Origin of the sequence: Streptomyces sp. Tue6028, assembly GCF_002300165.1 — a bacterium.
Lineage (GTDB): Bacteria > Actinomycetota > Actinomycetes > Streptomycetales > Streptomycetaceae > Streptomyces > Streptomyces siamensis.
Window position 1 is genome coordinate 14540 of the sequence record NZ_MLCE01000028.1, and the last position, 24577, is coordinate 39116.

Annotated in this window: 20 protein-coding genes; 14 read left to right on the forward strand and 6 right to left on the reverse strand. The window is 70.8% G+C overall.

Going from position 1 to position 24577, the window contains the following annotated elements; all coding sequences use genetic code 11:
• Positions 1-31 precede the first annotated feature (31 nt).
• On the forward strand, positions 32-892 hold the full coding sequence (gene mutM, locus BKI49_RS27115) for a bifunctional DNA-formamidopyrimidine glycosylase/DNA-(apurinic or apyrimidinic site) lyase (RefSeq protein ID WP_095936896.1): 861 nt from the start codon (positions 32-34) through the stop codon (positions 890-892).
• Positions 893-963: 71 nt separating this feature from the next.
• On the opposite strand, the gene BKI49_RS27120 is transcribed toward mutM, so the two are convergent.
• Positions 964-1398 (reverse strand): winged helix-turn-helix transcriptional regulator, encoded by a 435-nt coding sequence (locus BKI49_RS27120; RefSeq protein ID WP_257004972.1) that lies wholly within the window; start codon positions 1396-1398, stop codon positions 964-966.
• A gap of 130 nt (positions 1399-1528) precedes the next feature.
• Here BKI49_RS27120 and BKI49_RS27125 point away from each other — a divergent pair, with 130 nt between their 5' ends.
• Positions 1529-2128, forward strand: a complete 600-nt coding sequence (locus BKI49_RS27125; protein ID WP_095936897.1) for a flavodoxin family protein — start codon at positions 1529-1531, stop codon at positions 2126-2128.
• A gap of 103 nt (positions 2129-2231) precedes the next feature.
• The gene (locus BKI49_RS27130) at positions 2232-2450 is read left to right on the forward strand and encodes a hypothetical protein (protein WP_095936898.1); all 219 of its coding nucleotides are present in this window, start codon (positions 2232-2234) and stop codon (positions 2448-2450) included.
• 589 nt (positions 2451-3039) lie between these two features.
• On the opposite strand, the gene BKI49_RS35120 is transcribed toward BKI49_RS27130, so the two are convergent.
• A complete protein-coding gene (locus BKI49_RS35120; RefSeq protein WP_143658531.1) occupies positions 3040-3462 on the reverse strand; it encodes a hypothetical protein in 423 nt (140 codons plus the stop codon).
• Positions 3463-3647: 185 nt separating this feature from the next.
• On the opposite strand from BKI49_RS35120, the gene BKI49_RS36020 reads away from it, so the two are divergent.
• Positions 3648-3953, forward strand: a complete 306-nt coding sequence (locus tag BKI49_RS36020) for a tyrosine-type recombinase/integrase (RefSeq protein WP_179332600.1) — start codon at positions 3648-3650, stop codon at positions 3951-3953.
• Positions 3954-3965: 12 nt separating this feature from the next.
• On the opposite strand, the gene BKI49_RS27140 is transcribed toward BKI49_RS36020, so the two are convergent.
• Positions 3966-4931, reverse strand: a complete 966-nt coding sequence (locus tag BKI49_RS27140; RefSeq protein WP_095936899.1) for a CAP domain-containing protein — start codon at positions 4929-4931, stop codon at positions 3966-3968.
• A gap of 154 nt (positions 4932-5085) precedes the next feature.
• Here BKI49_RS27140 and BKI49_RS27145 point away from each other — a divergent pair, with 154 nt between their 5' ends.
• From BKI49_RS27145 to BKI49_RS27160, 4 genes are all read left to right on the forward strand, one after another.
• Positions 5086-5367, forward strand: a complete 282-nt coding sequence (locus tag BKI49_RS27145; protein WP_095936900.1) for an acylphosphatase — start codon at positions 5086-5088, stop codon at positions 5365-5367.
• A gap of 381 nt (positions 5368-5748) precedes the next feature.
• On the forward strand, positions 5749-5952 hold the full coding sequence (locus BKI49_RS27150) for a hypothetical protein (RefSeq protein ID WP_028802434.1): 204 nt from the start codon (positions 5749-5751) through the stop codon (positions 5950-5952).
• A 210-nt stretch (positions 5953-6162) separates the two neighbouring features.
• The gene (smc, locus tag BKI49_RS27155; RefSeq protein WP_095936901.1) at positions 6163-9738 is read left to right on the forward strand and encodes a chromosome segregation protein SMC; all 3576 of its coding nucleotides are present in this window, start codon (positions 6163-6165) and stop codon (positions 9736-9738) included.
• A 272-nt stretch (positions 9739-10010) separates the two neighbouring features.
• Positions 10011-11429 (forward strand): sugar porter family MFS transporter, encoded by a 1419-nt coding sequence (locus BKI49_RS27160; RefSeq protein ID WP_095936902.1) that lies wholly within the window; start codon positions 10011-10013, stop codon positions 11427-11429.
• A 101-nt stretch (positions 11430-11530) separates the two neighbouring features.
• On the opposite strand, the gene BKI49_RS27165 is transcribed toward BKI49_RS27160, so the two are convergent.
• Positions 11531-12511, reverse strand: coding sequence for an LLM class flavin-dependent oxidoreductase (locus BKI49_RS27165; RefSeq protein WP_095936903.1), 981 nt, complete (start codon positions 12509-12511; stop codon positions 11531-11533).
• 47 nt (positions 12512-12558) lie between these two features.
• Positions 12559-14145 carry a cytosine permease gene (locus BKI49_RS27170; RefSeq protein ID WP_095936904.1) on the reverse strand — a complete coding sequence of 529 codons (1587 nt, stop codon included), beginning with the start codon at positions 14143-14145 and terminating at the stop codon, positions 12559-12561.
• Positions 14146-14254: 109 nt separating this feature from the next.
• Between BKI49_RS27170 and ftsY the strand changes: the two genes are divergently transcribed.
• The gene (gene ftsY / locus BKI49_RS27175) at positions 14255-15463 is read left to right on the forward strand and encodes a signal recognition particle-docking protein FtsY (RefSeq protein WP_095936905.1); all 1209 of its coding nucleotides are present in this window, start codon (positions 14255-14257) and stop codon (positions 15461-15463) included.
• Between the two features lie 196 nt (positions 15464-15659).
• Here the strand turns inward: ftsY and BKI49_RS27180 are convergent, their stop codons facing one another.
• Positions 15660-16322 carry a bifunctional DNA primase/polymerase gene (locus BKI49_RS27180; protein ID WP_095936906.1) on the reverse strand — a complete coding sequence of 221 codons (663 nt, stop codon included), beginning with the start codon at positions 16320-16322 and terminating at the stop codon, positions 15660-15662.
• A gap of 446 nt (positions 16323-16768) precedes the next feature.
• On the opposite strand from BKI49_RS27180, the gene nsdA reads away from it, so the two are divergent.
• The 5 genes from nsdA to ffh all read left to right on the forward strand — a co-directional run bounded on the left by nsdA (position 16769) and on the right by ffh (position 24417).
• Positions 16769-18244 carry a transcriptional repressor NsdA gene (gene nsdA / locus BKI49_RS27185; protein WP_095936907.1) on the forward strand — a complete coding sequence of 492 codons (1476 nt, stop codon included), beginning with the start codon at positions 16769-16771 and terminating at the stop codon, positions 18242-18244.
• Positions 18245-18580: 336 nt separating this feature from the next.
• A complete protein-coding gene (locus tag BKI49_RS27190; RefSeq protein ID WP_095936908.1) occupies positions 18581-19921 on the forward strand; it encodes an ammonium transporter in 1341 nt (446 codons plus the stop codon).
• Positions 19918-20256, forward strand: coding sequence for a P-II family nitrogen regulator (locus BKI49_RS27195; protein WP_086730248.1), 339 nt, complete (start codon positions 19918-19920; stop codon positions 20254-20256). The genes BKI49_RS27190 and BKI49_RS27195 overlap by 4 nt, the downstream gene beginning before the upstream one ends.
• Positions 20257-20281: 25 nt before the next feature.
• On the forward strand, positions 20282-22729 hold the full coding sequence (locus BKI49_RS27200; RefSeq protein ID WP_095936909.1) for a [protein-PII] uridylyltransferase: 2448 nt from the start codon (positions 20282-20284) through the stop codon (positions 22727-22729).
• Between the two features lie 137 nt (positions 22730-22866).
• A complete protein-coding gene (gene ffh / locus BKI49_RS27205; RefSeq protein ID WP_095936910.1) occupies positions 22867-24417 on the forward strand; it encodes a signal recognition particle protein in 1551 nt (516 codons plus the stop codon).
• Positions 24418-24577: the final 160 nt, after the last annotated feature.

Consider the following 24577-nt stretch of genomic DNA (forward strand, 5'->3'; position numbering starts at 1 on the left):
GCCCCTCGAACCACCCCTCCGAAGGAGTCCCGTGCCCGAGCTGCCCGAGGTCGAAGTCGTGCGGCGGGGCCTGGAGCGCTGGGTCAGCGGACGCGTCGTGCAGACCGTCGAGGTGCGGCATCCGCGGGCCGTACGACGCCATCTCGCGGGCCCCGAGGGCTTCGCGAAGGCCCTCGCGGGGCACCGCGTGGGCGAGGCCCGACGGCGCGGCAAGTACCTGTGGCTGCCCCTCGACGACTCCCCGTTCTCGGTGCTCGCGCACCTCGGCATGAGCGGGCAGCTCCTCGTGCAGCCGCAGGACACCCCGGACGAGAAGCACCTGCGCATCCGCATCCGCTTCGAGGACGGCCTCGGCACCGAACTGCGGTTCGTGGACCAGCGCACCTTCGGCGGGCTCTCGCTGCACGAGAACACCCCGGACGGCCTGCCGGACGTCATCGCGCACATCGCCCGCGACCCGCTGGACCCCCTCTTCGACGACGCCGCGTTCCACACGGCGCTGCGGGCCCGCCGTACGACGATCAAGCGTGCCCTCCTCGACCAGTCGCTGATCAGCGGGGTCGGCAACATCTACGCGGACGAGGCGCTGTGGCGCTCCCGGCTGCACTACGAACGCCCCACGGGGACCTTCACCCGTCCCCGCACCGCGGAACTCCTCGGGCACATCCGTGACGTCATGAACGACGCTCTGGCCGCCGGCGGCACCAGCTTCGACAGCCTGTACGTCAACGTCAACGGAGAGTCGGGCTACTTCGACCGCTCGCTCGACGCGTACGGCCGCGAGGGCGAAGCGTGCCGACGGTGCGGGACGCCGATGCGTCGGCGCGCCTGGATGAACCGGTCGAGCTACTTCTGCCCGCGCTGCCAGCGGGCGCCACGCCTCCCGGTCTGACGACGGGCGTGCGCTCCCGCGGGCGCACGCCTCGCCTTCTCTCCCGTGACCGTGCCGGTGGCGCGGACCTGCTAGCGCTCGCGCGTCCCGTCGTAGCGCTCGCGGGCCTCCAGCACGTCGTCCATGTGCCCCTCGACGAAGTCGATGAGGGTCAGCAGACGCTCGGAGACCTCGCGGCCGAGCGGCGTGAGCCGGTAGTCGACGCGGGGCGGGTTGGTGGGCTGGGCCTCGCGGTGCACCAGACCGTCGCGCTCCAGCGCGTGCAGCGTCTGGGAGAGCATCTTCTCGCTGACGCCGTCGACACGGCGGCGCAGCTCGTTGAAGCGGAACGTGCCGTCGTGCAGCGCGCCCAGCGTCAGTGAGCCCCATCGCCCGGTGACGTGCTCCAGCGTGCCCCGGGACGGGCAGCTGCGGGCGAACACGTTGTACGCGAGGTCCTTGCCCTGCACGCAGGCGGCGCTCCGGCCGCTGTCGGTGCCCTCGGCGGTCTGCGCGACAGATTCCATACCTCGAGCATACGCGGATACAGCGCTAACCAGGAGGTTGCACTAACTAGAAGTTAGTGCTTTCCTTTCGTCATCTTCAGTGAGCAGCGCAGATGGCGCTGCCCGCTTTCGTCCCTGAGGAGTACGAACCGTGACGACCCCCGTTGTCTCCATCGCCTACCACTCCGGCCACGGCCACACCGCCGTGCTCGCCGAGGCCGTCCGCGCCGGCGCCGCCGAGGCCGGTGCCCAGGTCGAGCTGATCAATGTCGACGAGATCACCGACGCGCAGTGGGAGCTGCTCGACGCCTCGGACGCGATCGTGTTCGGCTCGCCGACCTACATGGGCACCGCTTCCGGCGCCTTCCATGCCTTCGCCGAAGCGTCCTCGAAGCGCTGGTTCGGCCAGGACTGGCGGGACAAGCTCGCCGCCGGATTCACCAACTCCGGTTCCAAGAGCGGCGACAAGCTGCATACGCTTCAGTTCTTCCAGATCCTCGCCGCGCAGCACGGCATGAACTGGATCAACCTCGGTCTGCACCCGGGCTGGAACAGCAGCACGGCCTCCGAGCACGACCTCAACCGCCTCGGAGTCTTCGCCGGCGCCGCCGCGCAGACCAATGTCGACGAGGGTCCGGACGGCGTGCACAAGGCCGACATCGCCACCGCCGAGCACCTCGGCCGCCGGATCGCCGAGGCGGCCCGCGTCTTCGCGCTGGGGCGCGTGGCGGCGGCCGGAGCGGCCGCCTGAGGCGCCGCCCTTCGCGGTGTCCGCGCCGTGGGACGTGAGGGGGTGGTGCTTCCGGTGCGCGCCCTTGATGCGAGAAAAATCGAACACATGATTGAATCGCGTCATGCGACCGTTTCCCGACGATCTCGTCCAGGCGCAGCAGGAGTGGAGCACCACCTACCGTCGGCTGGCCGAGCAGCCCGGCCGGACCGAGCTGCGCCGACGTCTGTACCGGCTGTCGACCGCGGTGCTCTTCCATCCGTACTGGCAGGAGCGGGGCCGGACCCCGGCGGCCTGGTGGGAACTGCGCAGCCTGGGGCGGCGGGGGAGCGGCCGGGGGTGAGCGGCCGCCCGCCCCGGCCCGCGCGGGCGGCACCCTCGGGTGCACATGCCGACGGCGACCCCTGGGGACCGCCGTGGAAGAAGCCGTGGCGTTGGTCGTCGTTGTGCGCCCTCGGACGGCCCGGGGCGACCGACTTCGATGCTTGGGGCTGATGGTTGGCGATCGGCCACGATGCCGCCGTCCCTTGCTCATCCAAGGAGGCTCTCAGGCGCGGTTCTTGAAGGCACCCCCTGCCTCGACTGCGTCACTCACGGTGTGAGGCTAGGGCTCGCTGCTGGTCACGTCGACCCCAGCGATCAGTTCTTGGGAATCACCGGTACTCACACGTTGAGTAGGTGGCTGACCCGCGAGGATGGACCCTGATCGTCATGCTGGCCGTCCCGTGCTGAACCGCCGTTGACCGTGGCTGACCGAGCGTTCTGGTGCGCAACTGGTGCGCCGTGCCCCGGGCCTTGGGACACGCGCAAGCCTTCCAAGCCCGTTGGTCGTCTGCCGAGATTGCGGTGAGGCGCCTTGATCGCCGCGTGTCGAGCCGTGCAGGTGGTCCAGAGCGTCGAGTGCAGACCTATGCCCCTCATCATCCGACTGATCACCAGGAGAACCAACCGGGAGTGGCCGAGTAGACCTGCGGCGTGTAGTCGCAGGCGCTCTGACGCTCGGCCGTCAGCTTCGCTGCGCGCCGTTCGCCGTCGGCGTCCACTCTGTCGGCTGCCACCACGAGGGCTAGGGCGGCCACCATGCAAGCAAAGAGGAGCGGAGGGCGAGAAGGCCTACTCCTCACGGTCGCTGTTGCCGCACCGACGACGGCCGCCAGGAAGGCGCCTGCCACCAGTGCGAGAGCCACCAGTGTGAAGTGGTTCAGGGCTGGTGACTCGTGGCACAGCACGTATTGGCGGCCAGACCGGAAGCCCTGCACTCGCTCGAAGAGCGCGACCAACCCGAGTGTCGAACCGAACACAAAGACGTGCCACGGTCGCACAAAAGCGTGCTGACCAGCCCTTATGCCGCTCATGGCGCCTCCAGTAGCCATTCCGCGCAAGTCTGTTGCGGGACCTTACAGCGGAAGGCGCGGCAGCTTCGGTCGGGAGTCGCGCACGTCTCTGGCGCAGGAGTCCCCGGATCTCACTGGGGCCTCAGGCTGTGTGCACTCGGGCCCGCTGGTGACGGCGTCCCTGTTCTTCACGGGCCCCGCGGGGGCTGTCGCTCGACCGTAACCGCTTCAACGATCGGGTATGGCGGCCTGCGCTCCGGGCGGCTGAGGTCGAGACCGGGCGAGACAACGGGATGCACGCGCTGAGGCACTTCTACGCCTCGGTGCTCCCGAACGCGGGCGAGAGCATCAAGGCACTCAGCGAGTACGTCGGTCACCAAGCCCCCGGGTTCACGCTGCGGACGTACACCCACCTGATGCCGTCGAGCGGGACCCGCACCCGGGCCGCCGTGGACCGCCTCTTCCCGGACGAACCTCCGGCTGACGGCCCCAGACGGTTCCTAGGCCCCTGACCTGGGCTTATCTCAGTAACCGAAGTCCTGCGTCCACCAAGGGCCGCCCGAGCCGAAGTGGGCTCCGACGCCGAGAGTCTTGAAGTCGCAGTTCAGGATGTTGGCGCGATGGCCGGGGCTGTTCATCCAGGCCTCCATCACCGCCTCGGCGGTGGTCTGGCCGCGGGCTATGTTCTCGCCGCCCAGACCGGTTATCCCGGCCTGCGCCGCACGGTCCCAGGGGCTGAGCCCGCCCGGGTCGGTGTGGTCGAAGAAGTCGCGCAGCGCCATGTCCTCGCTGAACGACTGGGCGAGCTCGGACAGGGAGCTGTTCGCCGCCACCGGGCTGCAGCCGACCTTGGCCCGCTCCTCGTTGACCAGGCGCAGCACCTCGGCCTCCGCCGCCGTCTCCGCGGACACCACCGGCTCCTTGGTCTTCGGCGCCTTGGTGGCCTGCTTGGCCGGCTTGCTCGGCTTGGGTGCCTTCGTCTTGGCGGGCTTGGAGGGGTGCTCCTTCGGGGGCGCCGTGGTGGTCGGCGCGGCCGGCGACGTCGAGGGGGCGGCCGGGGGCGAGACGGAGCGCTGGGCGTCACGGCTCGTCGGGGTGCCGTCGTCGCGGGAGTCGTCCGCGGTGCCCGACGTGCCGCCCTGCTGGGTCTCCAGGGACGACGGGGAGCTCGCGGCCTGCACGTTGTCGGAGTTGTTGCTGCCGCCACCGAGCGAGTAGTTCTCGCTGCCCGGCAGCACGCCGGTCGCGACGGCGACGGTGCCCAGGGCCACGGCCGCCGATACACCGAGCAGCCCCGTGCGCACGGGCGTCACCGTCTTGCGCTTGCGGTGCGAGCGGGCGGCGGCGGTGGGCGGGAGGTCGGCGACGGCTGCGTAGCCGTACAGATTCTCCGGGCCGTAACTCTCCGTGCGAGCACCGTGTGTGTCCGTGACCCCGGTGGCGCGCCCTGTGGCGGCGCGGCCGGCGGCGGAGCGTCGGTGGCGTCCCATCTCCTGGGCCTTCCTCGATCTTGCGGTCAGCGATCCCCGGATGAACCTCACTCGAAAGAGTGAGTTTCCTGTGAGGCTCATTGGGTCGGGACGGTACCCCATGCCGCGTGAGGGGGAAGTGCTCCGAGAGACATTGTCCGGTTAGCGTGCACCCATGAACGAGGTTGCACGGCTGGTCGTCTGGGTGCGCGGAAGGGTCCAAGGTGTGGGTTTCCGCTGGTTCACGCGCGCCAAGGCCCTGGAGATCGGCGGGCTGAGTGGTTTTGCTCTCAATTTGGACGACGGACGCGTCCAGGTCGTGGCGGAGGGCCCGCGGGACGACTGCCAGAGCCTGCTCGACTGGCTCCAGGGCGACGACACGCCCGGCCGGGTCGACGGAGTCACTGAGATCTGGGACACGCCCCGCGGGATCTACGACGGCTTCGCCATCCGCTGACGACATCGACCCCGGTGACCTCGCCGGACGGGGGCCGGGCATGCCACCGGCACCTGCCGGGAGCAGAAATGACCTGGTGGTTGCCAAGAACGGCGAGAAGTGGCAGGCTCCCCAGAGAAGGATGATCTCCACGCCCTGAGGGCCCCGCAGGAGTCGCAGCGCAGCCGTCAGAAGGCCGCGCGACAGCGGGTTGCCCCCCAATACGGGGCGTGATCGTGTTGACCGTCAAACTTTTTGGTGAGACGCTGAAAGCCCCGCGCACCTTAGCTGTTTGGCATGTGGAACGGCAGCAGGACATCAGCAGTGTCAAGCATCGCGGGTGCGATTCCCTCACGACCCACACCGCTTCGGTCGGTCACTCAGTGTGGAGGACCATCCATCATGGCAAAGGCGCTTCTCGGTTACGTCGGCGGTTCCGACCCGCGACTCATTGCCGAGATGCGACGGCTCCAGCAGCGCGTACAGGACCTCGAATCCGAGCTCGTACGGATCCAGGCCGAGAACGACGCGCTCGCGGCTGCCGCTTCTCACGATTCGCTTCTTGAGAGCATCGACGTACCCCAGGCGGAGCCTGCGCTCACCTGATCACTGCACCGCACCACGACAGCAGTGGTTGGGCTGCCCGTATCAACCGCTAAGTTGTCAGATTTGCAAGGGACGCCTCTTCGGCGTCCCTTCTTTCTTGCCCCCGCGTCCCCTTCCCCTCTCTTCACCGTCTGGTGTGCCCTGCACGTTCATGGGTGAAACCGCGCGTTCATGGAGTGAGACCCGGCCCGAAAGGTAGAGTCCAGCGGCGTGCACCTCAAGGCCCTGACCCTGCGCGGGTTCAAGTCGTTCGCCTCGGCGACCACGCTGCGGTTCGAGCCGGGTATCACGTGCGTCGTGGGCCCCAACGGTTCGGGCAAGTCCAATGTCGTGGACGCGCTGAGCTGGGTCATGGGCGAGCAGGGGGCCAAGTCGCTGCGCGGCGGCAAGATGGAGGACGTCATCTTCGCCGGCACCACCGGCCGCCCGCCGCTCGGCCGCGCCGAGGTGTCCCTCACCATCGACAACTCCGACGGGGCCCTGCCCATCGAGTACGCCGAGGTCACCATCACGCGGATCATGTTCCGCAACGGCGGCAGCGAGTACCAGATCAACGGCGACACCTGCCGGCTCCTCGACATCCAGGAACTGTTGTCCGACTCCGGCATCGGCCGCGAGATGCACGTCATCGTCGGGCAGGGCCAGCTCGACTCCGTCCTGCACGCCGACCCGATGGGCCGCCGCGCGTTCATCGAGGAGGCCGCGGGCGTCCTCAAGCACCGCAAGCGCAAGGAGAAGGCGCTGCGGAAACTGGACGCGATGCAGGCCAACCTCGCCCGCGTGCAGGACCTCACGGACGAGCTGCGGCGGCAGCTGAAGCCGCTCGGCCGGCAGGCGGCGGTGGCGCGCCGGGCGGCGGTCATCCAGGCCGATCTGCGCGACGCGCGGCTGCGGCTCCTCGCCGACGACCTCGTACGGCTGCGGCAGGCGCTGCAGACCGAGATCGCCGACGAGGCCGCGCTGAAGGCGCGCAAGGAGTCCGCCGAGGCCGAGTTGAAGAAGGCGCTCCAGCGCGAGGCCCTCCTGGAGGACGAGGTGCGGCAGCTGACTCCGCGCCTCCAGCGGGCCCAGCAGACCTGGTACGAGCTGTCGCAGCTCGCCGAGCGCGTGCGCGGCACGATCTCGCTGGCCGACGCACGCGTGAAGAGCGCCACGTCCGTGCCCGCCGAGGAGCGGCGCGGGCGCGACCCCGAGGACATGGAGCGCGAGGCCGCGCGCATCCGCGAGCAGGAGGCCGAGCTCGAAGCGGCGCTGGAGGCAGCCGAACGGGCTCTGGAGGACACGGTCGCGCACCGCGCCGAACTGGAGCGCGAACTCGCGCTGGAGGAGCGCCGCCTCAAGGACGTGGCCCGTGCCATCGCGGACCGCCGTGAGGGCCTCGCCCGTCTGAACGGCCAGGTCAACGCAGCCCGTTCGCGTGCCGCCTCCGCCCAGGCCGAGATCGACCGCCTCGCCTCCGCCCGCGACGAGGCCCAGGAACGCGCCTTCGCCGCCCAGGAGGAGTACGAGCAGCTGAAGGCCGAGGTCGACGGCCTCGACGCGGGCGACGCGGAACTCACCGAGCGGCACGAGGAGGCCAAGAAGCAGCTCTCCGAGGCGGAGGCCGCCCTGACCGCCGCCCGCGAGGCGGTCACCGCGGCCGAACGCAGGCGCGCCGCCACCCAGGCCCGTCACGAGGCGCTCGCCCTCGGCCTGCGCCGCAAGGACGGCACGGGCGCGCTGCTCGGGGCCCGCGACCGGCTCACCGGCATCCTCGGGCCCGCGGCCGAACTGCTCTCGGTCACACCCGGTTTCGAGGTCCCGCTGGCCGCGGCGTTCGGCGCGGCCGCCGACGCGATCGCCGTCACCACCCCGGCCTCCGCGGCGGAGGCCATCCGGCTGCTGCGCAAGCAGGACGCGGGGCGGGCGGCCCTCCTGCTGACCGGAGCACCGGACGAGCCCGGAGACGGCACCCCGGGCGGCGCCTCCCCGGCACAGCCGGACGGCCCCCGGTACGCCGCCGAACTGGTCCGTGGTCCCGCCGAGCTGATGCCCGCCGTACGGAGGCTGCTGCGCGGCATCGTCGTGGTCGGCACCCTCGAGGACGCCGAGGACCTCGTCTACGCGCGGCCCGAGCTCACCGCCGTCACCGCGGAGGGCGACCTGCTCGGCGCGCACTTCGCGCACGGCGGTTCCGCCGGCGCGCCCAGCCTGCTGGAGGTGCAGGCGTCCGTGGACGAGGCGGCGGCCGAGCTGGAGGAACTCGCCGTCCGCTGCGAGGAGCTGACCGAGGCGCAGCATCTGGCGGCCGGAGTGCGCGGTGAACGGGCCGCGCTCGTCGAGGAGCTGGGCGAGCGGCGGCGGGCAGCCGAGCGGGAGAAGTCGTCCGTCGCGCAGCAGCTCGGGCGGCTGGCCGGCCAGGCGCGCGGCGCCGCCGGGGAGGCGGAACGGAGCACGGCCGCCGCGGCGCGCGCCCAGGATGCCCTGGACCGGGCCGTCGAAGAGGCCGAGGAGCTGGCGGAACGGCTCGCGGTGGCCGAGGAGATGCCCGTGGAGGAGGAACCCGACACCTCCGTGCGTGACCGGCTCGCCGCCGACGGGGCCAACGCCCGGCAGACCGAGATGGAGGCCCGCCTCCAGGTGCGTACGCACGAGGAGCGGGTCAAGGGGCTCGCCGGACGTGCCGACGGACTCGATCGGGCCGCGCGCGCCGAACGCGAGGCACGCGCGCGTGCCGAGCAGCGGCGTGCCCGGCTGCGGCACGAGGCCGCGGTCGCCGAGGCCGTCGCCTCCGGCGCGCGCCAGCTGCTCGCCCACGTCGAGGTCTCGCTGACCCGTGCGGAGGAGGAGCGGGCCGCCGCGGAGAACGCGAAGACGCACCGGGAGCAGGCCCTCGGTGTGGCCCGGGGCGAGGGCCGTGACCTGAAGGCGGAGCTCGACAAGCTGACGGACTCGGTGCATCGCGGCGAGGTGCTCGGCGCGGAGAAGCGGCTGCGGATAGAGCAACTGGAGTCGAAGGCGCTGGAGGAGCTCGGTGTCGAGCCGGCCGGGCTCGTCGCGGACTACGGTCCGGACCAGCCGGTGCCGCCGTCGCTGCCCGCCGAGGGCGAGGAGCTGCCGGAGGACCCGGAGCACCCGCGCAACCAGCCCCGGCCGTTCCACCGTGCGGAGCAGGAGAGGCGGCTCAAGTCGGCCGAACGGGCGTATCAGCAGCTCGGCAAGGTCAATCCGCTCGCCCTGGAGGAGTTCGCCGCGCTGGAGGAGCGTCACAAGTTCCTCAGCGAGCAGCTGGAGGACCTCAAGAAGACGCGTGCCGATCTGCTTCAGGTGGTGAAGGAGGTCGACGAGCGCGTCGAGCAGGTGTTCACCGAGGCGTACCGGGACACGGCCCGGGAGTTCGAGGGGGTCTTCAGCCGGCTGTTCCCGGGAGGGGAGGGGCGGCTGATCCTGACCGATCCCGACAACATGCTCACCACGGGTGTGGATGTCGAGGCCCGGCCGCCGGGCAAGAAGGTCAAGCGGCTCTCCCTGCTGTCCGGCGGTGAGCGGTCCTTGACCGCGGTGGCGATGCTCGTGTCGATCTTCAAGGCCCGGCCGAGTCCGTTCTATGTGATGGACGAGGTCGAGGCGGCGCTCGACGACACCAACCTCCAGCGGCTGATCCGGATCATGCAGGAGCTCCAGGAGGCCTCGCAGCTGATCGTGATCACGCACCAGAAGCGCACGATGGAGGTCGCCGACGCGCTGTACGGCGTCTCCATGCAGGGCGACGGTGTGTCGAAGGTCATCAGCCAGCGTCTCCGCTAGCGCCGCGAAAGTACGTGTAGCCCACACCGGTCTTGACCTGGGCTTCCTCCTGCCTTCACTCTGACTTCAAGTGTTGAACACAACTCTGTCGAGGTTGTGGCCGAAATTCATAGCTTGCCGCCTGTTGACTTCGAAACTTGAAGGCATAGTCTCTGCAACGTTGCTTTTACCTTCAGGTGGTGGGCGGCGTGAACCTGTGCGCCACTGGAACCACCAACGAAGGGCTCGCCCCCCACCCCCGGCAGTGACGCCGGTGGCCCGAGGAGTTACCCGTGACCAGCACAGCGCAGGCACCTCAGTCAGGAGCCAGGTCGGCTCACCCCGAGCATCTCGGGCATGTCATCTTCATCGCGGCGGCGGCCGCCATGGGCGGCTTCCTCTTCGGTTACGACAGCGCCGTGATCAACGGTGCAGTCGAGGCCATCCGCAGCCGTTACGACATCGGCTCCGCGGCCCTGGCCCAGGTCATCGCCATCGCGCTGATCGGCTGCGCCATCGGTGCCGCCACCGCGGGCCGCATAGCCGACCGCATCGGCCGCATCCGGTGCATGCAGATCTCCGCGGTCCTCTTCACCATCAGCGCCGTCGGTTCGGCGTTGCCCTTCGCGCTGTGGGACCTCGCCTTCTGGCGCATCATCGGCGGCTTCGCCATCGGCATGGCCTCCGTGATCGGCCCCGCCTACATCGCCGAGGTCGCGCCGGCCGCGTACCGAGGTCGCCTCGGCTCCTTCCAGCAGGCCGCGATCGTCATCGGCATCGCCATCTCGCAGCTGGTCAACTGGGGCATCCTGAACGCCGCGGGCGGCGACCAGCGCGGCAACCTGATGGGCCTGGAGGCCTGGCAGGTCATGCTCGGCGTCATGGTCGTCCCGGCCGTCCTGTACGGCCTGCTCTCCTTCGCGATCCCCGAGTCGCCGCGCTTCCTGATCTCCGCCGGCCGTCAGGACCGCGCCCGCGAGGTGCTCAAGGAGGTCGAGGGCGACAAGATCGACCTGAACGCCCGCGTCGCCGAGATCGAGCACGCCATGAAGCGTGAGCACAAGTCGACCTTCAAGGACCTGCTCGGCGGTTCCTTCTTCTTCAAGCCGATCGTCTGGGTCGGCATCGGTCTCTCGGTCTTCCAGCAGTTCGTCGGCATCAACGTCGCGTTCTACTACTCCTCGACGCTGTGGCAGTCGGTCGGCGTCGACCCGACGGACTCGTTCTTCTACTCGTTCACCACGTCGATCATCAACATCGTCGGCACCGTGATCGCGATGATCTTCGTGGACCGGATCGGCCGCAAGCCGCTCGCCCTCATCGGCTCCGTGGGCATGGTCATCGGTCTCGGCCTGGAGGCCTGGGCCTTCTCCTTCGACCTGGTGGACGGCAAGCTGCCGGCGACCCAGGGCTGGGTCGCCCTGATCGCCGCCCACGTCTTCGTCCTCTTCTTCGCCCTCTCCTGGGGCGTGGTGGTCTGGGTCTTCCTCGGCGAGATGTTCCCGAACCGCATCCGCGCCGCCGCGCTCGGCGTCGCCGCCTCCGCGCAGTGGATCGCCAACTGGGCCATCACCGCGAGCTTCCCGTCGCTGGCCGACTGGAACCTCTCCGCGACCTACGTGATCTACACGATCTTCGCCGCCCTCTCCATCCCCTTCGTGCTCAAGTACGTGAAGGAGACGAAGGGCAAGGCCCTGGAGGAGATGGGCTAGGCCTCGGCGCCGCCCTCCCGAAGAGGTCCCCGGACTCGGGGAGAAGGGCCAAGTCCCCGCTGCCCCTCTCCTCGTACTCGTAAGAGGCGTACCGCCCCGGCTCAGCCCTTCAGGGCATCGAGCCGGGGCAGCACGTTCTCGCAGAACAGGTGCAGGCTGCGCCAGCCCTCGTCGACCGGCATCCCGCCGGACAACGGGTGCAGTACGTAGTTGTCGAGACCCAGGGCCACGCACGCGTCCGGCGTCAGGACGCGGTAGACGCCCTCGGCGCGCAGCTCGTCGACCGTCGTGGCCGCGGACTTCACCGCCGAGCGGATGTCCCCCGACTGCCAGGAGGCATAGGTCCGGGCCTCGTGCAGGAAGTGCCTGCCGTGCTCGGCCCAGGTGCGGTCGGGGTCCTCGGAGACGTGCAGCAGCGGGGTCTCGGCCGCGGGCATCATGGTCCAGCCCTCGGTGCCGTACTCGGTCAGCCGCTCCTTGTAGTACGTCTCCAGCTCCGGGAGGTGCGCGCTCGGGAAGAACGGAAGCCCGAGACGGGCGGCACGCCGGGCCGCCGCCTTCGACGAACCGCCGACCAGCAGCAGGGGATGCGGATCGGAGAACGGGCGCGGGGTGACCCGGACCGTACGGCCGCGGTAGGAGAACTCCTCGCCGCTCCACGCCTTCAGCACGGTCTCCAGGAGTTCGTCCTGGAGCCGGCCGCGCCGCTTCCAGTCCACGTCGAACAGGGCGTACTCCTCCGGCCGGTAGCCGATCCCGGCCACCGTCACGAGCCGTCCGCCGCTGAGCAGGTCGAGCACCGCGACGTCCTCGGCGAGGCGCAGCGGATCGTGCAGCGGGCCGATGACCGCCGACACGGTGACCGCGATGTGCCGGGTGGCGCCGAAGACGGCGCCCGCGAACGCGAACGGCGAGGGCAGCCAGTTGTTGGCGACGCCGTGGTGCTCCTCGGTCTGCACGGTGGTGACGCCGCGGTCGTCGGCGTAGGCGGCCATCTCGACGGCCGCCTTGTAGCGGGCGCTGAGGGAGGCGGGGGTGGCTTCGGGCTCGACGAGGTTGAAGCGAACGACCGTCACGGGCATGGGGTGCCCCCCTTCGTGTGTGGGGGAGGACGCTAGCTGACGGTGCGTCAGACGGCCATAGTCGTGGCCTCTTCGGCGGAATCCGCGGGCCCGCGGACCGCCGGTTTCGGCAGCGCGACGTACAGCAGGAACGAGACCGCCACGGTGGCCACCCAGCCGAGGCCGTACTCACCGATCGGGTTGCCGGACGCGAGCGGCCCGCTGAACCAGTCCGACGTGGTGAACAGCACGCCCGAGCCCAGACCGGTCGCCCACGCGACGACCGCGGCCGGGCTGAAGCCGCCCCGGTACCAGTAGGCGCTGGTGCGCGTGGTGTCGAGCAGCGCCGCGCCGTCGTACGCCGGGCGGCGCAGCATGTCCGCGCCGAAGACGCCGACCCAGGCCGAGAAGGCGACCGCGAGCAGCGACAGGAAGGCGAGGAAGGAGCTCAGGAAGCTGGTCGCGACGAGCATCAGGACGCCACCGAGGACCAGCGAGATCGCGGCGTTGACCGAGACCGCCCAGTGGCGCGGCACCTTCAGGCCGAGGGTCTGGGCGGTGAAGCCCGCCGAGTACATGGACATCGCGTTGATCAGCACCATGCCGACCAGGGCGATCAGCAGGTACGGCACCGCCATCCACAGCGGCAGGACCTCGCCGAGGAAGGAGACCGGATCGGGCGTCGAGGCCAGGTCCGGGGTGGAGACCGCCATGACCGCACCCATCAGGATCAACGGGAGCACGACGATCGCGGCTCCGCCGACGGTGTTGCGCACGATCGCCACCGACGACGCCGTACGCGGCAGGTAGCGCGTGAAGTCGGGCGAGGACGGCGCCCAGCTCATACCGCCCGCCGCGATCAGCCCCACCCCCGTGACCATCAGGGCCGTGGGACCCGCCGGCTGCGCGAACACCCTGTTCCAATCCGTGTCGCCGACGAGGTGGCCGAGGACGAGCACGGAGAAGACGCCGAACAGGTACGTCGCCCACCTGGTGCACCGGCGCACCGCGCCGATCCCGAGCCCCGAGATCGCGAACGTCGTGGCGACGAACAGCAGCAGGGCCGCGACGACCAGGAACGTGCTGCTCCGGACGCCGAAGAGGATGTCCAGCACGGTGAGCAGGGCGTAGGCACCGGTCACCGCGTTGATCGTCTCCCAGCCCCACCGGGCGACCCAGATCAGCGAGCCGGGCAGGAGGTTCCCGCGCTGGCCGAAAACCGCACGCGACAGCGCCATCCCCGGGGCTCCGCCGCGCTTGCCCGCGATGCCGACCAGCCCGACCAGCCCGTACGACACGGCCGGCGCCGCGACGCCGACGACCAGGGCCTGCCAGATGTTGAGCCGGAAGGTGACGGACAGGCTCGCCCCCATGGTCAGCAGCAGGACGGTGACGTTGGCGGCGACCCAGGTGGGGAAGAGCCCGCGGGTCCTGGCCCGGCGCTCGCCGGGCGGGACGGGCTCGATGCCCCGGGTCTCCAGGGCGCGGGGCGCATGCGCGCCGGAGGTGTCCCCTGCGGGAGGTTCCGGGGGGTCCTCGTCGCGCGGACCGCGACCGGCGCGGGCATGTGCTCCGGGGGAGTGCGGGGCGTGCGGTTCGCGGGAGCCGCGGGCACGAGGTCGGTGGGCGCCATCGGTCGATGCGGTGGAGCTCATGGCCCACTATCGTACGTTGGTCCTACTAAATCCTCTAAATGGCTTATGTTCCCTGGAGGAAAACACAAGCTGGGTTCCCGTGAGGGCCATGGCCGATACTGGGTGGGTTATGGAAACCGTCATCCTTGCTGTAGTCATCGCCGTGGTCGTGATCGGCGCGCTCGGCGGGCTCGTCATCGGCAGCCGCAGGCGCAAGCAGCTGCCCCCGCCGCCCCCGGCCGCCCCCGACATCACCGCCCCTCCGGCCGAGCCGCACGTCGGCGACGAGGCCGAGGCACCGCACGACGAAGAGCGCCGCACGATCGAGGAGGTGGATCTTCCCGAGGGCTCGGCCGCCGCGCCGGTCGTCGTCGAGGAACCCCTCCCCACCGAGGCGCCCGCCGTCGAGATCCCGGAGCCGACCGCCGGGCGCCTGGTGCGCCTGCGCGCCCGGCTCTCCCGTTCGCAGAACGCGCTCGGCAAGGGGCTGCTCACGCTGCTCTCCCGCGAGCACCTCGACGAGGAGACCTGGGAGGAGATCGAGGACACCCTCCTCACCGCCGACGTCGGCGTGCAGCCCACCCAGGAACTGGTCGAGCGGCTGCGCGAGCGCGTGAAGGTGCTCGGCACCCGGACGCCGGACGAGCTGCGCGGCCTGCTGCGCGAGGAGCTGCTCCAGCTCCTCGTCCCCGAGTTCGACCGCGCCGTCAAGACCGACTCGAACCTCGACACCCCGGGCATCGTCATGGTCGTCGGTGTCAACGGCACCGGTAAGACCACCACCACCGGAAAGCTCGCGCGCGTGCTCGTCGCCGACGGCAAGAGCGTCGTGCTGGGCGCCGCCGACACCTTCCGTGCCGCCGCCGCCGACCAGCTGCAGACCTGGGGCGAGCGCGTGGGTGCCCGCACCGTGCGCGGCCCCGAGGGCGGCGACCCCGCCTCGGTCGCCTTCGACGCGGTCAAGGAGGGCATCGAGGAGGGCGCCGACGTCGTCCTCATCGACACCGCAGGCCGGCTCCACACCAAGACCGGTCTCATGGACGAGCTCGGCAAGGTCAAGCGTGTCGTCGAGAAGCACGCCCCGCTCGACGAGGTACTGCTCGTCCTCGACGCGACCACCGGCCAGAACGGTCTGGTCCAGGCGCGTGTCTTCGCCGAGGTCGTCGACATCACCGGCATCGTGCTGACCAAGCTGGACGGCACCGCCAAGGGCGGCATCGTCATCGCCGTGCAGCGCGAGCTGGGCGTGCCCGTCAAGCTGGTGGGTCTCGGCGAGGGCGCGGACGACCTGGCGCCGTTCGAGCCCGAGGCGTTCGTGGACGCGCTCATCGGCGAGTGACACCACCCCCGGCCGCGGGCCTGTCCTGCGGGGCACGCCCGGGTCGCGGGAGCGCGGCCGTCCGGTCGTCGAAGAGAAGCGCCCGCCCCCAAGGTGCAGTTGGGAGCGGGCGCTTCGTCATGCGGCCCCGTGGCGGGGAAGACCGGGGGGGTGTCGCTCGGATCACCGCGGGCCCCGGGGGGCCGGACGACACTCCCTAGACGCGCGAGCGGTGCGCCACGTACGCCAGCGTGCCCAGGAGCAGCCGGGCCTGCGGCGGCCGGGTCGCCGAGTCGAGGGCGGGGGAGCGCAGCCAGCGCACCGGGCCGAGGCCGCCGCGGTCGGAGGGGGGCGCCGTGATGAAGGAGCCCGGGCCCAGGCCGCGCAGGTCCAGGGACGGATCGTCCCAGCCCATCCGGTAGAGCAGCTCGGGCAGCTCGGCGGCGGCGCCGGGGGCGACGAAGTAGTGCGCGCGGCCGTCCGGCGTCGCCGTCACCGGGCCGAGCGGGAGGCCCATCCGTTCCAGGCGGGCGAGTGCGCGGCGCCCGGCGGGCTCGGCGACCTCGATCACGTCGAAGGAGCGGCCGACCGGCAGCATCACCGCGGCGCCGGGGAAGTCGGCCCAGACCTCGGAGACCTCGTCGAGCGTGGCGCCGGCCGGGACGGTGGGGGCGAAGTCCAGGGGGTGCCCACCCGGGGCCGGGCAGTCGGCCTTGCCGCACGAACACGTCCCCGCGGCGGCACGGGCGCCCGGGACCGTGTCCCAGCCCCACAGTCCGGTGAACTCGGCCACGGCGGTGCACTCCGACGAGCGGCCGCGGCGCCGCGTGCCGGGCCGGATTTCGCGCAACCCCCGGCTGCTGCCGATCGTGAAGCCCATGCCCCCTCCAACGGGTCCGACGCACCAGTGGTTACGTGGAGGAATCGGAATGTGACCCTCTGTTCCCGACTTCCCCGTGCCGCCCGGTCCAGGCGGCGCGTTGTGGTGCACCGGGTGGTGTGCTCGGCTCCGCGCGCCCCGGCGTACACCGCTCCACCCACCCCTGCTTTTCCTGTGTCAAGTGAATCGCGCGCAGGCCAGGCGGAGTTCATTCGAAGGGGTGGCGAATGGTGGCGTTTCATGGATCGCCATGGCTGGAGCAGTGATCGTAGGATTACTTTGAGTACACGAGTCCTGGGGGCGTGTGCACTCGTGGGTATGCCAAGGGCAAGTCGGCTTCCCGTTCGAAGGGTGAGAACTACGGGACGGGCGGCCGTATTTACCGGCATTCTGATAGGGCTTGGCGCACGCAGCGTACAAGTGGTCTCAGGGATGGGGGCGTTCCAGTGGGCGGCAACGGCGGAAGCAGTACGAACGCTGACAAGCGCCCCAATGAGCTGCTCGGCTCATGGTTCGTGCGCAGCGGCTGGTCCAAGGGCGAACTCGCACGTCAAGTGAACCGCAGGGCCCGCCAGTTGGGGGCCAACCACATCTCCACGGACACCTCGCGGGTGCGTCGCTGGCTGGACGGGGAGAATCCGCGCGAGCCGATTCCGCGCATCCTGTCCGAGCTGTTCTCCGAGCGCTTCGGCTGCGTCGTCGCCGTCGAGGACCTCGGCCTGCGGGCCGCTCACCAGTCACCGTCCGTGTCCGGCGTCGACCTGCCCTGGACGGGCCCGCAGACGGTGGCCCTGATCAGTGAGTACTCGCGCAGCGACCTGATGCTGGCGCGACGCGGCTTCCTCGGCAGCTCGCTGTCGCTGTCCGCCGGACCGGCCCTGATCGAGCCGATGCAGCGCTGGCTCGTCCCCACCCCCGCCGCACCCCACGAGGAGCCCGAGCCCCCGGCCTCGGCACGCCGCGGCGGCCGGCTCTCCAAGCCGGAGCTGGACCTGCTGGAGTCCACCACGGTGATGTTCCGCCAGTGGGACGCGCAGTGCGGTGGCGGTCTGCGCCGCAAGGCCGTCGTCGGCCAGCTGCACGAGGTGACGGACCTGCTCCAGGAGCCCCAGCCCGCCGCCACCGAGAAGCGTCTGTTCAAGGTCGCCGCCGAACTGGCCGAGCTGGCGGGCTGGATGAGCTACGACGTGGGACTCCAGCCCACCGCGCAGAAGTACTTCGTGCTCGCGCTGCACGCCGCGAAGGAAGCGGGCGACAAGCCGCTCGGCGCGTACATCCTGTCCAGCATGAGCCGCCAGATGATCCACCTCGGGCGGCCCGAGGACGCCATGGAGCTCATCCACCTCGCGCAGTACGGCAGCCGTGACTGCGCGAGCCCGCGCACCCAGTCGATGCTGTATGCGATGGAGGCCCGCGCCTACGCCAACATGGGCCAGCCCGGAAAGTGCAAGCGGGCCGTGCGGATGGCCGAGGACACCTTCTCCGACGTCGACGAGTGGGACGACCCGGACCCCGACTGGATCCGCTTCTTCTCGAAGGCCGAGCTGTACGGCGAGAACTCCCACTCCTACCGCGACCTCGCGTACGTGGCGGGCCGCAGCCCCACGTACGCCTCCCTGGCCGAGCCCCTGATGCAGGAGGCCGTCGACCGCTTCGCCAAGGACTCCGAGCACCAGCGCTCGTTCGCGCTCAACCTCGTCGGCCTGGCCACCGTGCACCTGCTGCAGCGCGAGCCCGAGCGGAGCGTGGCGCTGGCCAAGGACGCCATGAAGATCGCCAAGAAGGTGCGCTCCGAGCGCGTGAACACTCGTATCCGAAAGACGGTCGACGCCGCGGTCCGCGACTTCGGGGACCTCGCCGAGGTCATCGACCTCACCGACCAGCTCGCCATCGACCTGCCCGAGACCGCAGAGGCGGTCTGACCCGGGGCCGCGGCAGCGGCTCCGCCCAGTACCCCGGCCACGGCCGGTCGTCCCGAACTGCCCGACTCGGCTCCCCCATGCCAGGTCATCGGACGACCCGCCGTGGCCGGTTCTTTTGCCTTCGAAGAAGGTTGCGCCACGATAACGATCGCTCGGTCCGGCAGCAGGCAGTTCATGGACGCGTAACACACAGGACCTCTTCGTCACTGCGGCGAAACATCGAGGGGCTTCGACCGAAACCGCGCTGCGCCAATCTCATGGCGCATAACCGGCCCGCCCCTCACGACCACTCAGGCTTCGCCCGCACGGGGCCGTACCAACGACGAGGAGACGCCGATGGCACCAGCCATCACCCTTGCCGCAGAGGCACCCAAGCTGTCTGCCGCCAACACAGGGTTCATGCTCATCTGTTCCGCCCTGGTGCTGATCATGACACCCGGACTCGCCTTCTTCTACGGAGGCATGGTCCGTGTCAAGAGCACCCTGAACATGCTCATGATGAGTTTCATCAGCATGGGGATCGTCACCATCCTGTGGGTGCTGTACGGCTTCTCGGTCGCCTTCGGCACCGACAAGGGCTCCCTCGTCGGCTGGACCTCCGACTTCGTCGGATTCAGCGGCATCGGCAAGATGGAGCTCTGGGACGGCTACACCATCCCGATCTACGTCTTCGCCGTCTTCCAGCTGATGTTCGCGATCATCACGCCCGCCCTGATAAGCGGCGCCCTCGCGGACCGCGTGAAGTTCACCGCCTGGTCCCTGTTCATCGCGCTGTGGGCCACGGTCGTGTACTTCCCGGTCGCGCACTGGGTCTGGGGCACCGGCGGCTGGGCCTTCGACCTCGGCGTGATCGACTTCGCGGGTGGTACGGCGGTCCACATCAACGCGGGTGCGGCCGCACTCGGCGTCATCCTCGTCATCGGCAAGCGCGTCGGCTTCAAGAAGGACCCGATGCGCCCGCACAGCCTCCCGCTGGTCATGCTCGGCTGCGGTCTGCTGTGGTTCGGCTGGTTCGGCTTCAACGCCGGCTCGTGGCTCGGCAACGACGACGGCGTCGGCGCGCTGATGTTCGTCAACACGCAGATCGCCACCGCCGCCGCCATGCTCGCCTGGCTCGCCTACGAGAAGATCCGGCACGGCGCGTTCACCACCCTGGGTGCCGCCTCCGGCGCGGTCGCCGGTCTGGTCGCGATCACCCCGTCCGGCGGTGCCGTCTCCCCGCTCGGCGCGATCGCCGTAGGCGCCATCGCCGGTGTGCTGTGCGCCATGGCCGTCGGCCTCAAGTACAGGTTCAACTACGACGACTCCCTCGACGTCGTCGGCGTCCACCTCGTCGGCGGTGTCGTCGGCTCCCTGCTCATCGGCTTCTTCGCCAGCGGCGGCGGCCAGTCCGACGTCAAGGGCCTGTTCTACGGCGGCGGACTCGACCAGTTCTGGAAGCAGTGCGCCGGTGTCTTCGCCGTCCTCGGCTACTCCCTCGTCGCCTCCGCGATCCTCGCCTTCCTGATCGACAAGACGATCGGTATGCGGGTCACCGAGGACGAGGAGATCGCGGGCATCGACCAGGCCGAGCACGCGGAGACCGCATACGACTTCAGCGGCGCCGGTGGCGGCGCGGCCCGGACCGCGGTCCCGACCCCGGTCGCCGACGCGCAGACGAAGAAGGTGGACGCATGAAGCTCATCACCGCCGTCGTGAAGCCCCACCGGCTCGACGAGATCAAGGAGGCCCTCCAGGCCTTCGGAGTACACGGACTGACGGTCACCGAAGCCAGCGGCTACGGTCGGCAGAGGGGCCACACCGAGGTCTACCGCGGTGCCGAGTACACCGTCGACCTGGTCCCCAAGATCCGCATCGAGGTCCTGGCCGAGGACGATGACGCCGAACAGCTCATCGAGGTCGTCGTCAAGGCGGCCCGGACCGGCAAGATCGGTGACGGCAAGGTCTGGTCCCTCCCGGTCGACACGGCAGTCCGGGTCCGGACCGGCGAGCGCGGCCCGGACGCGCTCTGATCAGCACGAGGACAGGAGTCGCTGGGTGACGAGTACGGACGTGCGTGCGGAAGCAGAGGACTCGGGACCCAGCGGCTACGCGGCGGCCCGGCTGCGCCTCCTCCAGGAGGGGGCGCGGTCCGGGCCGCCGCGCCGTACGGCCCTCGCCGAACTCACCGACGACTGGCTCACCGGCCTGTTCACGGCCGGCTCGGAGGGACTGCGCGGTGTCTCCCTCGTCGCCGTCGGCGGCTACGGCCGCGGAGAGCTCTCACCCCGCAGCGACCTCGACCTGCTGCTCCTGCACGACGGCAGCGACCCCGGCGGCGTCGCCGCGCTCGCCGACCGCGTCTGGTACCCCGTCTGGGACCTGGGCCTGGCCCTCGACCACTCCGTGCGCACCCCCGCCGAGGCCCGCAAGACCGCGGGCGAGGACCTCAAGGTGCAGCTCGGCCTGCTGGACGCCCGGCACATCGCGGGCGACCTCGGCCTGACCGCAGGACTGCGCACGGCCGTGCTCGCCGACTGGCGCAACCAGGCACCCAAACGCCTTCCCGAGCTCCAGGAGCTGTGCGCCGAACGCGCCGAACGCCAGGGCGAGCTCCAGTACCTCCTCGAACCGGACCTGAAGGAGGCGCGCGGCGGGCTGCGCGACGCCACCGCCCTGCGCGCCGTCGCCGCCTCCTGGCTCGCCGACGCGCCCCGCGAGGGCCTCGCCGACGCCCGCAGGCGCCTCCTCGACGTCCGCGACGCACTGCACCTCACCACCGGGCGCGCCACCGACCGCCTCTCGCTCCAGGAACAGGACCAGGTCGCCGCGGAGCTCGGGCTGCTGGACGCCGACACCCTGCTGCGCCAGGTGTACGAGTCCGCCCGGGTCATCTCGTACGCCAGCGACGTGACCTGGCGCGAGGTCGGGCGTGTGCTGCGCTCGCGCGCCGTACGTCCGCGTCTGCGCGCCATGCTCGGCGGCGGCAAGCCGGTCGCCGAGCGCTCGCCCCTCGCGGAGGGCGTGGTCGAGCAGGACGGCGAGGCGGTGCTCGCCCGTGCCGCACGCCCGGAGCGCGACCCGGTGCTCCCGCTGCGGGCGGCGGCGGCCGCGGCGCAGGCCGGAATTCCGCTGTCGCTGCACGCCGTGCGGCGCATGGCGGCCGTGGCGCGCCCCCTGCCCACCCCCTGGCCCGCGGAGGCGCGCGAGCAGCTCGTCACCCTCCTCGGCTCGGGCCGCCCGACCGTCGAGGTCTGGGAGGCGCTGGAGGCGGAAGGGCTGATCACCCGGCTGCTGCCCGACTGGGAGCGGGTGCGCTGCCGGCCGCAGCGCAACGCCGTGCACATCTGGACCGTCGACCGCCATCTCATCGAGACGGCGGTACGGGCCTCCGAACTCACCCGGCGCGTCGGCCGCCCCGACCTGCTGCTCGTCGCCTCCCTGCTGCACGACATCGGCAAGGGCTGGCCCGGCGACCACTCCGTGGCCGGCGAGATCATCGCGCGCGACGTGGCCGCCAGGATCGGCTTCGACCGCACGGACGTGGGGGTCCTCGCCACTCTCGTACGCCACCACCTGCTCCTCGTCGACACCGCCACCCGGCGCGACCTGGAGGACCCGGCCACCGTCCGCTCGGTCGCCGAGGCCGTCGGCTCCCACGGCACCCTGGAGCTGCTGCACGCCCTCACCGAGGCCGACGCGCTCGCCACCGGGCCCGCCGCCTGGTCGTCCTGGCGCGGCTCCCTCGTGGCCGACCTGGTCAAACGGGTCTCGGCGGTGCTCGCGGGCGACGAGCCCGAAGAGCCCGAGGCCGTGGCGCCCACGGCCGAGCAGGAGCGGCTCGCGATCGAGGCGTTCCGGACCGGCAGCCCGGTTCTGGCGCTGCGCGCGCAGACGGAACCGGCCGACGCCGACACCCCCGCGGACGACCCGGAGCCACTGGGCGTGGAGCTCCTCATCGCGGTGCCCGACCAGCCCGGTGTGCTTCCCGCGGTCGCCGGGGTGCTCGCCATGCACCGGCTGACCGTACGCACCGCGGGACTGCGTGCCCTGGATCTGCCCGAGGAGGTCCAGGGCTCGGTACTGCTGCTCGACTGGCGGGTCGCCGCCGAGTACGGCTCGCTGCCCCAGGCCGCCCGGCTGCGTGCCGACCTCGTCCGCGCCCTGGACGGCTCCCTCGACATCGCGGCCCGCCTCGCCGAGCGCGACGCCGCCTACCCGCGGCGCCGGGGCACGGTCGCGCCGCCGCCCCGGGTGACGGTCGCCCCCGCGGCCTCCCGGCACGCCACCGTCATCGAGGTCCGCGCCCACGACGCACCCGGGCTGCTGCACCGCCTCGGCAGGGCCCTGGAGGACGCGGAGGTCCGGGTGCGGAGCATGCACGTCTCCACGCTCGGCGCGAACGCCGTGGACGCGTTCTACGTGACCGGCACGAAGGGATCGCCCCTGCCCGGGGAGGAGGCCGCCGCGGTGGCCCGCGCCCTGGAGGAGGCGCTGCGGGCGTGAGCCCGGCCCGGATCCGGGGCCGTTGTCCTGGGCCGTCACCGGTCTCGTACGAACGCGGTGGAGACCGCACCGCACGCGGCCAGATACCCTGGAGGGCGATTCCCTTCGCCCCCGACCCCTGAGGACCGACGAGCGCCGTGTTCGATACTCTCTCCGATCGCCTCTCAGCGACGTTCAAGAACCTGCGGGGCAAGGGCCGACTGTCCGAAGCTGACATCGACGCCACCGCACGCGAGATCCGTATCGCGCTCCTCGAGGCCGATGTGGCCCTGCCGGTCGTGCGGACCTTCATCAAGAACGTCAAGGAGCGCGCGCTCGGTGCCGAGGTCTCCAAGGCGCTGAACCCGGCCCAGCAGGTTCTCAAGATCGTGAACGATGAGCTCGTCACGATCCTCGGCGGCGAGACCCGCCGCCTCCGGTTCGCCAAGAACCCGCCCACCGTGATCATGCTCGCGGGTCTGCAGGGTGCCGGTAAGACGACCCTCGCGGGCAAGCTCGGCAAGCACCTCAAGGACCAGGGCCACTCGCCGCTGCTCGTCGCGGCCGACCTCCAGCGCCCGAACGCCGTGAATCAGCTCAGCGTCGTCGCCGAGCGCGCCGGCGTCGCGGTCTACGCGCCCGAGCCGGGCAACGGCGTCGGCGACCCGGTCAAGGTCGCCAAGGACTCCATGGAGTTCGCGAAGACCAAGGTCCACGACATCGTGATCGTGGACACCGCGGGCCGCCTCGGCATCGACCAGGACATGATGCAGCAGGCCGCTGACATCCGTGACGCGGTCTCGCCGGACGAGATCCTCTTCGTCGTCGACGCGATGATCGGTCAGGACGCGGTCAACACCGCCGAGGCCTTCCGCGACGGCGTCGGCTTCGACGGCGTGGTTCTGTCGAAGCTCGACGGTGACGCCCGAGGCGGCGCGGCCCTCTCCATCGCCTCGGTCACCGGCAAGCCGATCATGTTCGCGTCGAACGGCGAGAAGCTCGACGACTTCGACGCCTTCCACCCGGACCGGATGGCCTCCCGCATCCTCGACATGGGTGACCTGCTCACCCTGATCGAGCAGGCGGAGAAGACGTTCAGCCAAGAAGAGGCCGAGAAGATGGCCTCCAAGCTGGCGTCCAAGAAGGGCCAGGACTTCACCCTGGACGACTTCCTGGCCCAGATGGAGCAGGTCCGGAAGATGGGCAGCATCAGCAAGCTGCTCGGCATGCTTCCCGGCATGGGCCAGATCAAGGACCAGATCAACAACCTCGACGAGCGCGACGTCGACCGCACGGCCGCGATCATCAAGTCGATGACCCCGGCCGAGCGCCAGGAGCCGACGATCATCAACGGCTCGCGCCGCGCCCGTATCGCCAAGGGCTCCGGCGTCGAGGTGAGCGCCGTCAAGAGCCTGGTCGAGCGCTTCTTCGAGGCCCGCAAGATGATGTCCCGCATGGCCCAGGGCGGCGGCATGCCGGGTATGCCCGGGATGCCGGGCATGGGTGGTGGCCCCGGCCGCACCAAGAAGAAGGCGAAGCAGGCCAAGGGCAAGCAGCGCTCCGGCAACCCGATGAAGCGCAAGCAGCAGGAGGAGGAGGCCGCCGCGCGCCGCGAGGCCGGTGCGCAGCCGGGCGGCGCCTTCGGTCTGCCGCAGCAGGGTGGCAAGGACTTCGAGCTCCCGGACGAGTTCAAGAAGTTCATGGGCTGACGCTCGCGAAGTCCCCCGCCGTCGGCCCGCACCGGGCCGGCCGGCTCTCGTACGTCATCGAGGGCGCCCCTCGCCGAAGGGGCGCCCTCGGCGTATGTCGGAGCGGGGGACCGGCCCGGGTGTCGGCCCGCCCGAAGCGGAGCCTCTCGCAGCGTCTGCC